Genomic DNA, 12891 nt, shown 5'->3' on the forward strand with positions numbered 1-12891 from the left:
ATGACCTGACTTAATTTTGGACAGCCGCCGGGACGGGAGCTAACTCTGATAACACAGTATCAGAATTAGCTGTCTTCCTTTCTTTATCATACTAAGGGTTGCTGAGAAAACGGCAGAAGCTGAACCAGCGCAAAAACTCAGTCTCTCAAGCAATCTGCCCTGAGACTGAACTTTTTAACTGAGTTCGAATCCACTAAACCCGTAATCTCTTTCTGGATTTTTACAAAATGCAACCGCCATGCAAAACCGAAAAGTTCTTAAAACTGAGAAAACTCTTGATGCTTTCAGTCTGCGATTTCATTATACTGGTTTAGCAGGTATTTTTCAACTGCTGCCGCTTATCCTTTAGTCTTGGCGGCGGCACAGCCAAACCTATAACTTCGCTAAAGCCGATAGGTTCTGTTTTTATCTGCATCAAAAGCATTCAGCAGTATCACACTGCTACAACTTCCAGCTGCTCACCGCCCAGCAAAATCAAGTATTTTTCAACGGTTGAAATCCCATAGGATTTGCTCAGAGCCTGAGCATATAGAGCCATCTGACCTTGGTAGCGCTGTTTAATGGTCTGGCTGTTGGTAAATTTATCAGTCTTATAATCAAAGAGAATAATGCGATCCTCAAAAAGAATATAACCGTCAATAATACCGCGGACAACGAAGTTTTCCCCGCTTTCAGGGTCTTTTTTCAGCATGGCAAAGGGCGCTTCGCGGCGAACTTTGTCAGCATTTTTCTGGATCAGTTTTCCTAAATCAGTTGTCTGAAAGAAAGCCAGAATCTTGTCTGTCCGAATAGCTTTCTTAACTTTGTCATCAGCCGGAAGATCTCCTAAGGCCTGTAAAATATCATTCATGCTGACCTCTTCGCTCAGGTGCAGACGCTGCATCAATTCGTGCAGGCTGGATCCGACAGCAGAAGGCTCAGCCGCTTTTTTCTCAGAAAAATCAGGAAGTTTAAAGGTTGGTTTGGCAGCAGGGCTCTTTTCCATAATCTCAACGCCCTCTGTATCCATAACAGGTTCATAGAATTTCTTGACCTGACTGGGTGTGCGAACAGTCGGCAAAGAGATGGCTGCCTGATAGTCCTTATTGAGCTTTTCAACCGCCTCCAGCATATCTAAGGCACGCGCAATATCTTCAGACTGGCGGTTATCCTTAAGGTCATCAGGATTATAGGAACGTTCCCGTTTAATGCTGCCAATTTTATCTTCGGTCAGATCTTCATCGGTCACAAAAGTTGTCTTAAAATGCAGGTTTTCACTGCTGTAGGCTTGTTCGATAGCCAAAAGCCAATCCTGAAAGGTCATATAACGTTCGCGCTCAGCTGCCGGCAGGTGATTGTTTTCTGATTTTCCGCTGTATTTATCCGCCAGTTTTTCCGCACTGCCTTTTCCAATCAGGTACAGCCTTTTTTCAGCCCGCGTCATAGCGACATAGAGCAGCCGCATCTGCTCTGATAAGGTCGCTAAGCGCAATTCACGTTTGTTGAGCTGGTAGTGCAGCGTGGGCATGCTGATTTTGACAGCAGGCAGCAGTTTTTCCTGCAGCTCCTCTTTCATATCAGCCAAATACTTGATTCCGACACCATTTCGGCGGGACAAAATGAGCGGCGAGGTCATATCTTGAATACTGAACTTCTTGTCAATATTAAGAATAAAGACATACTTGAACTCCAAACCCTTGCTCTTATGGATGGTCATGAGCCTAACAGCGTTTTTAGGGAGAGCGACCTCAACATCAGCTAAATCATTCTGACTGTCTAAAATACGGTCAATCATCCGAATAAAGCGTGACAGTCCCTTAAATCCGGTCCGCTCGAAATTGTTGGCACGCAGAGCCAGCGCATAGAGATTGGCCTGACGCTGTTCTGCTCTCGGCAGACGCCCTACATAATCATAGTAAAATCTTTCATTATAAATTTTCCAAATCAAATCATGCAGCGAATGCAGTCTGGCAAAATGGCGCCAGCTGCCAAAGACATCTAAGAAATCCTGCAGTTTGGCAGCTAAATCCGATGTGATAAGCTCCGGGTGCTGACCTTCTTTATTTTTAGCATTCTGCAGTTTTTCATAGAGATTCTCCTTCTGACTGGCTGATGTCTTTTGCAGCGCTAAGCGCGTCAGCTCATCTTCATCAAAGGCAAACATGGGCGAGCGCAAAAGCGCCGTCAGGGCATAGTCATTGAGCGGATTGTCAATCGAACGTAAGGTATCCAGCATAACCATAATCTCAACTGATTTGAGATAATTTTGCTCACCGCCGTCTGTTACCAGAGGAATCCCGTATTGGTCAAAGGTCTGTATAATACCGTCATTGCGGGTTCTTGAAGCAACCAGCAGAGTAATATCTTCAAAAGGCACGTTTTCTGCATTGTGAAGACGGATAATTTCCTTGGCCACTAATTTAACTTCAGCAGGACTGATTTGACTGCTGTCATCATCAGGCAGGGCTTCAACATTTTCATCTGTATCGTACAGCAAAACCTGAGTTTCATTTTCCGGGTGCGCTTCCTTTTGGCGGTCGCTTCCTGCCAGCAGACGGTGGCTGTCATCGTAGACAATCTCACCGACTGCTTCATCCATCAGGTGACGAAAAACACTGTTTGCTGTTTCTAAAACTTCTGACTGGCTGCGGAAATTTTCCTTGAGCAAAATCAGCTTGCCGTGTTCGGGATGTTCTTGAAAATCTTTAAATTTCTCATTAAAAATCTGCGGATCTGCCTGACGGAAACGGTAAATCGACTGCTTAATATCTCCTACCATAAAACGATTGTGCCCATTAGATAAAAGCTCAAGCATCCGTTCTTGTGTGTGGTTGTTATCCTGATACTCATCCACCATGATTTCATGGTACTTACTTTGGTAGAGCTGTCTGATATCGGGATTTTCTTCTAAAATAGCAATAGCAAAATGCGCAATATCAGAAAATTCAAAAGCATTTTCCTGTACTTTGGCCTGCAGGTACTGGTCGGAAAAATCCAGAACAAACTGCTGCAGAACTTTTAACAAAGGCAGACTCTCTCCTTGGTAGGCAAAGATCGTCTCTAAATGCTTCAAGTCAGCCAAGCGGCTCTGCAGAGCCTTGAAAACAGGGTATTTGACCTTAGCAACTGTGACGCTGTCCCCGGACGGAATGAGCTCGGCAATATCACCGGCCAGCTTACTAAGACCGTCACGGCCGTAGAGCGCTTCAAAATGCCAAGCCCAATCCTGCAGCTTGTCAATCATATTGAGATGCTTTTTATAGTTGGCTGTCGGAGTACCCTTGCCAGTGAGCTGCTTATAGTCTTCCAAATCGGTTACATCACGCAAAGCCTTGGCAGTGTCTTCCATGCTTGTCAGAAATGAAGCAACTTCCTGTTCTGGAATAGCTGAAAAGTCTGTATAGGTCTCAGCCCCCTTTAAAAAACTGTCTGTCAGCCAGCTTTTAGGATTGTCTGTCGCCTGACTGAAGTCGTAAATCTTATAAACCAATTGTTTGAAAGGGTCTGAATCCTTACGGCTGCCGGCAAAATTTTTGACCAGCTTGATAAAAACAGACCTATTTTCAGAGCGCATATAATCCGCAAAAAGATCTGCAAAAACCTCATTTTTCAGAAGATCCTGCTCACTTTTGTCCTGCATAATCCGAAAGCTGGGCGAGAGTCCCAGCGTATAGCCGTATTGATTGACCAATTTTTGTGTGAAGGCATCCATCGTGCCAATATCAGCCGTCTGAACGCCGGCCAGCTCCTCAGCCAAAAACTGCTTGAGCTCCGGCTTTGTTTGTCTTTGCAGCTGCTCAATCAGCTTTTTTTCCAAACGCTCTTTTAACTCTCCCGCCGCCTTGACGGTAAAGGTTGAGATAAAGAGCTGATCAATTTTCACGCCGCGCAGGATCTTATCCATGATCCGTTCAATCATGACAAAGGTCTTTCCGGAACCTGCCGAAGCAGAAACCAGAATGTTATTGCCATAGCTGTAGATCGCTTCAATCTGTTCGGGGGTGCGTTTTTGCGCCTTGTCAGATCCGGCCTCCTCAAGCTGCAGGGAGGCGATCTCTTGGGCACTTAAAAAGTTTTTAAAGGTCATTGTTTTCCTCCTTTTGCTTGTCCTCAATAAGCTGCAGGAAGCCCTGGCGTTTTTCCTTGCGCGGCAGATGAGAGAGCTTGCGGGCATAAGGCATGTGGCGATCCGCTTCAAAGTGTGTAATCGCTTTGAGCTGCTCTCCTTGCACTGATTTGCCATCCTCAGTATAAGGATTAATCAGGAAATGACCGCTGCGAATTTGCCGGGCTGCTTTTTGATAGAGCTGCCGATTATAAGCAAGCAAAAGATCAATCTCTTTCTGACTGTATACCGAATCATTTAAATGATACCTGCTGCCGGCTAAATACTCTTTTTCTTCATCCAAGAAAAGCCCTCTGTAAGTCAGTTCTTTATGGATGGCTTCAGGAATCTTATCCAAGGATTTGACATTGCTTAAATCTAACTTTGGCTCTTGCATGTGCAGATACATGGCTCCGAAAATCTTTTTATTATCCGGCAATTTCCTTTTGTTTTTGACAGCCTCCATATACGTCAGCAGCTGCGGACTGAGACCGTTGTAAAATTTCTGGATATCAAAGGTATTTCGGCTGGATTTGTAGTCGACAATCCCCAGACTGCCGTCAGACAGACGGTCGATACGGTCGATAAAACCGCGAATTTTCACGGCATTTCCCAGCATGAGCTCAAACGCCTCTTCTTCGCTTTCCACCTGAATTTGGGCATCATCACGCAAAATGCTGGCTGTGCTTCTGGCAATGTCTTCTAAAACATCTAAAGAATAGCGGCTTTCCTCGTCTTCCTCATAAAGGATCTTAAAGCTGTTTTCCTCATTGGCCTTGGCAATAGCCTGATTTAGCCTGCTGTCAAAATCAGAAGCCGCCGTATCCTGCATCACCAATTCAAAAATACGGTGCAGATAAGTTCCGTGGTTCCTGGCATCCGGGTGAATGGTCTCTATCTCCTGCAAGTCAAGGACATACTGCAGAAAGTAAAGGTACTGATTGTTGTAAAAGGCAGTTAAGGCAGATGATGACAGATTCAGTGGCTTATCTTCCGGAAAGCGGGCCTTTATGACCGAAGGAGCAAGCGGCTTGGTCTGCATGCTGTCGTTAATCTCAGGAAGGACAATTCCCTGTTTATTAAGTTTCTTGCGCAGGTAGCGCACAGCCACCGACCAAAAAGTTTGCTCTTCCTTAGACATTTCCTGGTCAATGGAAGTGCGTTCCAGCTCAATCACACGCGACAGGAGCGCTTTATAATTGCCAATGTCTTCCGGATCACTCAGCTGCAGGCTCCGTCCCCTTTCCACTATCGGAACGCCAATCTCTGCTAATTCCAGTAAATAAGATGAGGCAGTGTCTTCTGCTTCATTTAAAATCTGCGGCAGGCTGAGAGTTAATTCCTCAGTCGCAGCGTTAAAGAGCGATAAGGCTGCAAAGTGATTTTTTTTGAGATTTTCGCTGCTGACGATATCAAAGCGGCGGTTATCCGGTGTTACTTCATTGATGCGTGAACGCTCCTCATCCGAAATCAGGCTTTTATTTTGAACAATTTTAGGAAAATTGGACTGTGTCATGCCCATTGCAAAAACAATTTTATTGGTATGCGGCTCCACCAAATCATAAGCTTTGACTGTTACAACATCAACTGCTGCGGGAACTGTACGGTAATCAGCTGCCAGCATGCTGGCTCGAAGCAAGGACAAAAACTCATCCAGCGTCAGCTTCTCACCGCCAAAAATACTCTGAAACTGCTCCAAAATAGCGGTAAAAGTTTTCCAGACCTGCTCGTGCTTTTCCTGCTCTGTTTCCTCACTGTCTGCAGTCAGCAGCGCAAAATTTTCCGGCAGATAAATGGCCTCTAAAAAACCGATTAATTTTTTCAAAAGACTTTTGCCTGACTGCTTTTGCGCCTTAACCAGCTGCTGCAAGGGAGCCATAAGCTCAGTTCGCCACCGGTTTAACTGTTTCAAATCAAACTGTCCCAGCTTATCTAGCGTAAAATCCTTAAAAAACTTGCTTTGCCCCTTGAGGTCCGCATAAATAATATACTGTTCCAGTTTATCCAGCTGTTCCTGCTGCAAGCGGCCGTATAAACCTGACTTAAGCAAATTCATGACGTCCTCAGCACGAAAATTATAGCGCTTTACCCTCTCCAGACTGTCTATAAAATGCACCAAAGGGTGTGAACTCATTGATTCGGCCTTACCGAAATAATAAGGAATCTCATACTTATCAAAAATTTTTCCCACCTGCAGCTGATAAGCATCTGTATCCCCCAGCAAAACTAAGATATCCTTGTAGCGGTAGCCCTGATAGAGCTTCCTGCGTATTGCTCTGGCGACATGCTCTACTTCTTCTTTTTGGTTGATAACATCCCAAATAGCAATATGCTCTTTATCGTCCTCTGTCAGCATACGCCCATCAGCAGAAAAATCATGACGGCTCTCAAAGATACTTGAAAGATTTGAGAAAGCCTGCAGCCCTTTTTGACCGGAAGCAACATATTCCGGCTTTGTTTGGAATTTAGCAGCCAGCCCCCTCATAAAATCCAGACTGGCCTGATAGACATTGCCGTTTGAAAATACTGCACGGTAAGCCTTTTTGCTAATATATGTCCCAATAGTAATAGCTACGTCCTTTTCATGCAAGAGCTTAATCAGATTTTCTTCTTCAGCAGAAAAACGCGTAAAACCGTCCACAATAATCAGCAAGTCTTTAAGCTCACTGTCCAGATGTCCCGATTTAAGCTGCTGGGCAAAAAAGGCCGTTTTACTTTGAGTATCAAAATTCCCAGAATTTAAAATAGCCTCTGCCCTGTTAAAAATCTTAATCAGATCTTCTTGCTTTTCCGGAGAATTGAGCGCTGTCAGTTCTAAAACGGTCATATTTGAAGCCTTGAGCTCCTTATACAGGTCCACCAATTGATTGATAAAGTTCGTGTCCTGTTTCAAACGGCCAAACACGCGCAAATCCTGTTCAGAAAAACCAGCCAACGCCCGATAAAAAATCATAGCCAAACCATTGTCGTCAATAAGGTCTCTTTGATGAGGCTCATTTAAAACAAAATAGCGGGCCATCTGCGCAAAACGCGTAACGGTAATGGCAAAAGAGGCCTTCTCAGGCAGGGCCTCTAAAACCGCCCGTTCCTTTTCAAAAGACAGCGAGCTGGGAGCAATGTAAAAAACACGCTTGCCTTCTTTAGCAGCCTGTCCGGCTTCAGCCGCCAAAATTTCTGTCATATCGTATTGAATGTCGGTGTAGAGTAATTTCATAGGACTCCTTTGCTGCAGTTAATGCTACTGCTTTTATTATACCAAATTTAAAAGCAAAGCTTTTAATCAAGTCTTATTTTCCCTTTTAATACTATAAATTTAATGAAAAAGATAGCTTTTTCTGCCGAAAATCATTTATAATAGAAGTATTAAAATAATGAGGTTAACAAATGAAAACAGACAAGTTAAAGGAAAGCAAAAATATCGAAGACCGCCGCGGAGAAGAGTCCGGCGCTTATGGCGGCGGCAGTTCCATGGGCAGTAATCTCCTCCTGCAGCTGCTCTTTTCCAGGGGCAGCTGGAAATCAAAGCTTGTCATTATTATTATCCTGCTTTTTATTGGCGGAGCTTCGGGCTTAGGAAGTATTTTGACAGGCGATAATACTGGCAGCTCCAATCCTTATCAGTCAACCCAAGTTGCTAGAAAAAAAGGGACAGACGTCTCCACTGAAGAAACGAAATTTGTCAGTAAGGTTCTGGCAAGTACTGAAAGCTTTTGGACTGAGACCTTTAAAGATCAAGGGCTGACCTATAAGAAACCGACTCTTGTTTTTTATACGGATCACATTCGGACCGGATGCGGACAAGGTCAGGCGTCTTCAGGACCGTTTTACTGTTCTGCTGACCGCAAGATTTATCTGGATATCTCCTTTTATCAGGAACTCTCCAGCAAATATAAGGCTGCAGGTGACTTTGCTATGGCCTATGTTATTGCGCATGAAGTCGGCCACCATGTTCAAAATGAGCTGGGCACTATGCAAGATTACAATCAAAAACGGCAAGGTCTGTCAGAAACTCAGGCCAATGCTCTAAATGTCCGTTTGGAACTGCAAGCTGATTATTATGCCGGTGCCTGGGCCAAATACGTTGAAGGGGAAGGTCTCCTTGATACCGGCGATATTGAAGAGGCTATGAGAGCGGCTCACGCTGTCGGCGATGACACACTTCAAAAAGAAGCTTACGGCAGAACCGTGCCGGACAGCTTCACTCACGGTACATCCCAGCAGCGCCAAAATTGGTTTAACCGCGGCTATAAATTTGGTGATATTGAGCACGGTGACACCTTCGCTGCTGACAGCTTATAAAAGCGGTTCTCTGCCAATATTTTATTTCGTTCATTTTTTGCGACACATCAAAAGAGGTTAGACTAGGTGTACTGACCCCCAAAAGTTGGACACAAAATCTAACGATTGGGGTACAGTTCATAGGAACTAACCTCTTTTTACTGTTGTTTTTGTTCTTCCTAGTCAGCTGATTTCAGTGCTTCCAGCATGTCCAGATGCTTCAGACGGCGGTTAACCAATAGGCCCAAAACAAGCAGAATACCAGTAACGGTAAGTACCGGAACAGCGTAAATATAGCTGTCAATAATATTGCTAAACATGATATTGTCGCTGCCGATTATCTGCATAATCATTTTATGAAGATAGTGACCTGCCAACAGTCCCAGCAAAATACCGATGAAGGACAGCGAAACGGTCTCTCGGTAAATATACATGGTAACCTCTTGATTATAAAAACCAAGCACCTTGATGGTTGAGAGTTCACGAATACGCTCAGCGACATTGATGTTAGTCAAATTATAGAGAATCACCACAGCTAAGAGCATAGACGTCACAACCAAAACGGTCATAGCGCCATTGAGAGACGTCACAACTACCTCAACGGTGTCAATAATGGATAAATTCTGGGAAACTGCAGCGACACCCTCCATAGCCAGCAGTTTTGTTGCCTGATCGGAAATATTGGCTGGACGGTCATCTTTGAGATTGATAAGGCAGGCGTTCTTCTCAGCTCTTTCACCAAACTTCTTTTGATAGTAATCGTCTGTCATAAAGAGATAATGTCCGACATTCATCTTGGCTACTGCTGAAACTTTCAAACGAATCTTTTTCCCGTTTTCATCTCTGAAGTTGAAGCTGTCACCGGCCTGAACATGATAATATCTGGCTAAAAGTTCCGTTATAATGACCCCGCTGTCAGTCAGATTGAGTTTTTGATCGTTTGTTACATTTTTGAGATTAATGAAACCGTCCAGATTGTTACGGTCAGTCACTTCCAGAGAAACGGTCTGTTTGTCAGTAAGCCCTGAAATCTCCTCATCAATTTGTTTATAGAAAACAGCCATCTTTTGTGAAATAGCTTTATCATCCAAAGCCTCAGCAAGGGCTTTTTCCTTTGTTTCTGCCGCTCTACTGTTCTTTACAAGTAATAAATTATAAGGCGTAATCTGCTTAAATTGATTATCGATCACCTTTCCTAAAGAAGACTGAATCCCCAGTCCGGCAAAGAGCAGGGCAACTGAGCCGGCAACTCCGAACACTGTCATGAACATACGCTGTTTGTAGCGGAAAATATTTCTGACGGTTACTTTATAGGTAAAGCTCAGACGATTCCAGATAAAAGGCAGTCTTTCCAATAAAATTTTAGCCCCCTTAGCAGGCGGTTTAGGCAGCAAGAGCTGAGCAGGATTTTCTGTCAGTTCTCTTTTGGCGACCAAGAAAGCCGGTAAAACCGCGCTTAAGAAACCAATCGCCAATGCCAGCAAACTGTAATCCCAGTAAAAATAATAGTGCATCTGCTTAAAGGTTAGGCTGCTGGTTGTCGTGTTAGAAACAATGGGAGCCAAAACATAATGACCTGCTAAGATGCCTAAAACCGTACCAATCAAGCCGGCTATGGCCCCATAGATGACAAACTTTCTGATAATATCCTTATCTGAGTAACCCAAAGCTTTTAGAACACCTGAATTTGTTCGCTCCTCATCCACAAAGCGCGTCATCGTCGTAAGAGTTACCAAAACAGCGACAAGATAGAGGACAACCGGAAAAAGATTGCCGATTGCACTGACATTGTCAGAGCTGGAAGAAAAAGTCTGATAGCCTCCTCCTCCCGGCAGAGTCGAGCGGTTGTAAGTATGATATGACGGCTCGGGCATGGCAGCAATATCAGCTTGGGATTTCTTGATGTCAGCCTCACTCTTGCTAATTTTCTTTTCCGCTTCTGCAACAGTTTTTTGCGCAGCGGCTAATGGACTGCCGGACAAATAAGAAAGAGCACTTTTTTGAAGCATCAGCTGATCTTTAGCTGTTTTTAGCTGTTTTTGACTGTCATCAACTTTTTTCTGAGCAGCTGCCTGCATCTTTTCTAAGCGCTGTTGGCCATTATCACTAAGAATGCGGTCTAAATCATCCTGATGCGCTCTCAGCTTTTTGCTGTAGGCATCCGAAAAAGGATTAAGCTTCTTTAAATCGTCATAGCGGATACGGGCAATCGTCGGAATATCACTGTTAAAAGCCGTATCGGCTACTACAGCATAGTTGGACAGAGACCCGTCTCCGGCCGTTGATGTTCCCATATTGGTTCGGGACCAGATTTCTGATGAGGTCACGAATCCGACAACTTGGTAAACCGTCTTCTTTAACAGACCTTTTTCAGATTGTGTAAAGGAAATGCTGTCACCGATTTTATAGTCCTTTTTCAGTGTAATATCCAGTGCAATTTCTTTGCTGTTTTTAGGCAAACGGCCGGAGTTGACTGTGTAGGCGGATATATCAGCAGTTTTTGAGTAAACACGAACGGCCGAATCGGTATCTTTAATAGTCACATCCGTCATGAAACCATAGTTTACCTGAGCTTGTTTTAGGCGGTTCAATTCCTGCCGATCGTCCTTGCTCAGACCATAATCAGCAATGACTGCCAAATCCATGGTCTGATGCTTATCTAAATACACAGCTGCTGACTGTTTCATATCAGGGCCGGTTACCTTAAGCCCTACTAAAGCAAAAGAACCCAGCATCAGCAAAAGCAAAATAGACAGAAAACGGCCCTTGGATTTTCCAATAGATCTCCAAATGTCTTTCCAGTAAGTCTTATTCATCGTTTCCCGCCTCCTAATATTCGATCAGGTCAATATCCTGCGGCGATGGATTTGTTTTAATATCAGTCACCTGTGCATCATGCATATAAATGACACGGTCAGCAATCGGCGCAAGCGAGCTGTTATGCGTAACGATAATGACAGTTGCGCCTTGTTTGCGCGACATATCCTGCAAAATTTTTAACACTTGCTTGCCTGTCTTGTAGTCAAGTGCTCCTGTCGGTTCATCGCAGAGCAGAATCTTAGGATTTTTAGCCACAGCCCGTGCAATAGCTACACGCTGCTGCTCACCGCCAGAGAGCTGCGCCGGAAAATTATTGAGACGTTTTCCCAGACCCAAACTCTCTAGTGTCGCTGCAGCATCACGCGCATGAGAGACAATTTCTGAGGCAAGCTCCACATTTTCCTTGGCCGTCAGATTGGGCACCAGATTATAAAACTGAAAGACAAAGCCAACGTCTGTACGGCGGTAGTTTGTTCGCTGTTTCGCATTGTAATCAGCAATATTCTGACCGTCAATAATAACCTGTCCTTCATCACTGGTATCCATACCTCCTAGAATATTCAGCACTGTTGACTTACCGGCGCCTGAAGCTCCTAAAATAATAACCAGCTCGCCCTTTTCAATAGTAAAACTAACATTATTATTGGCAGTAATTTCTGTATCGCCTGTTTGATACCGCTTATAAGTATTTTTAACTTCAATATAAGCCATACGAATTCTCCCTTCAAATCTATCAGATCAGACACTTTGTTGATTTAATACGGTGCTTATTGTATAATGCTTGTGACAAAATGACAAGAACAAAAATAAACATTCTGTTGATTTAAGAAATTATTTTTCCAAAATCCTGCTTTTCCTATGTAATCGAACACGGCTACGACACTGTGCAAAAAGACAGCTTCTCCTAGCGTCCTGTGACGCTTCGTCGAACCTCCTATTTTGCTTTGTTCCGCTTACGCCTTAGTATCTTAGTTAAAAGGAGTCATCACATGAGCCAAGTACGTCAAACGCAAAGTGAAGCCAAAATAAAAGCAGCTTTTATCAGCTTGCTCGACAAAAAAGATTTTTCCGAAGTCACTATCAGTGATATCACACGTCTTGCAGGCATCAACCGCGGTACATTTTACCTGCACTACCTGAATAAAAACGACCTGAGCAATGCTATTGCTCAGGAAGTCACACAGCGTTTTGCTGCCATTTTCACCGATAACAGCTTCGCCAATCAAGATTCCATCACACAGGCTCTCTACACTATCAAAAAGGATTATGAGAGCTTTTTCAAAATCGTTTCCCACCTGTCTTTCATCGACTTTCCAAAAAAAGTCCGTCATTTTTTGGAACAGGTCATCAAGAGCAAACCGTCTTCTGTCAAAAAAATTAAGGACAGCATGCAGCTGCCTGAAGCTTATGCTGTCAGCAGTCTGTGTGCGGCTATTGAGAGCATTGTTGTTCTCTGGATAAGAAACGGCGTCCGCGAAGCACCGGAAGACATTGCCGCAATGATTACCAAAATTGATCATATCTTCGGCATTTATTAGACTGCACTAAAAATTGAGAATCCTCTGATGACAAATGAAAGGGCTGATGGTTTTGCTTTCAGCCTTTTTGTTTGGTCTTCCTAGTTTAATTTTTATTTCCGCAAAACACTAATCTCTATCTTGACCTTCCAAAAATTTGGACAGAAATCCGGCTTTTACCTATTTTTTACA

The 12891-nt window shown here is 43.8% G+C and carries 6 protein-coding genes; 2 read left to right on the plus strand and 4 right to left on the minus strand.

Going from position 1 to position 12891, the window contains the following annotated elements:
- Positions 1–433: 433 nt before the first annotated feature.
- Positions 434–4066: a helicase-exonuclease AddAB subunit AddA gene (gene addA / locus AC4HAN_RS04175; RefSeq protein WP_491091340.1), complete on the minus strand. Its 3633-nt coding sequence runs from the start codon at positions 4064–4066 to the stop codon at positions 434–436.
- Complete coding sequence (rexB, locus tag AC4HAN_RS04180; protein ID WP_491091341.1) at positions 4056–7298, minus strand: ATP-dependent nuclease subunit B; 3243 nt, start codon at positions 7296–7298, stop codon at positions 4056–4058. Before rexB ends, addA begins: the two co-directional genes overlap by 11 nt.
- Positions 7299–7468: 170 nt before the next feature.
- Here rexB and ypfJ point away from each other — a divergent pair, with 170 nt between their 5' ends.
- Positions 7469–8383: a KPN_02809 family neutral zinc metallopeptidase gene (ypfJ, locus tag AC4HAN_RS04185; protein ID WP_491091342.1), complete on the plus strand. Its 915-nt coding sequence runs from the start codon at positions 7469–7471 to the stop codon at positions 8381–8383.
- A 158-nt stretch (positions 8384–8541) separates the two neighbouring features.
- On the opposite strand, the gene AC4HAN_RS04190 is transcribed toward ypfJ, so the two are convergent.
- Both AC4HAN_RS04190 and AC4HAN_RS04195 read right to left on the minus strand, forming a co-directional pair.
- Positions 8542–11178 (minus strand): FtsX-like permease family protein, encoded by a 2637-nt coding sequence (locus AC4HAN_RS04190; protein WP_491091343.1) that lies wholly within the window; start codon positions 11176–11178, stop codon positions 8542–8544.
- A gap of 13 nt (positions 11179–11191) precedes the next feature.
- Complete coding sequence (locus tag AC4HAN_RS04195; protein ID WP_491091344.1) at positions 11192–11893, minus strand: ABC transporter ATP-binding protein; 702 nt, start codon at positions 11891–11893, stop codon at positions 11192–11194.
- A gap of 278 nt (positions 11894–12171) precedes the next feature.
- On the opposite strand from AC4HAN_RS04195, the gene AC4HAN_RS04200 reads away from it, so the two are divergent.
- Positions 12172–12720, plus strand: a complete 549-nt coding sequence (locus tag AC4HAN_RS04200; RefSeq protein WP_491091345.1) for a TetR/AcrR family transcriptional regulator — start codon at positions 12172–12174, stop codon at positions 12718–12720.
- The last annotated feature ends 171 nt before the right edge of the window (positions 12721–12891 follow it).

The organism is Streptococcus sp. ELY_86, from assembly GCF_058314495.1.

Coding starts and splice junctions, on each gene's coding strand:
- AC4HAN_RS04190 (WP_491091343.1), bottom strand. CDS start 11,178: ATGAATAAGACTTACTGGAAAGACATTTGGAGATCTATTGGAAAATCC.
- rexB (WP_491091341.1), bottom strand. CDS start 7,298: ATGAAATTACTCTACACCGACATTCAATACGATATGACAGAAATTTTG.
- ypfJ (WP_491091342.1), top strand. CDS start 7,469: ATGAAAACAGACAAGTTAAAGGAAAGCAAAAATATCGAAGACCGCCGC.
- addA (WP_491091340.1), bottom strand. CDS start 4,066: ATGACCTTTAAAAACTTTTTAAGTGCCCAAGAGATCGCCTCCCTGCAG.
- AC4HAN_RS04200 (WP_491091345.1), top strand. CDS start 12,172: ATGAGCCAAGTACGTCAAACGCAAAGTGAAGCCAAAATAAAAGCAGCT.
- AC4HAN_RS04195 (WP_491091344.1), bottom strand. CDS start 11,893: ATGGCTTATATTGAAGTTAAAAATACTTATAAGCGGTATCAAACAGGC.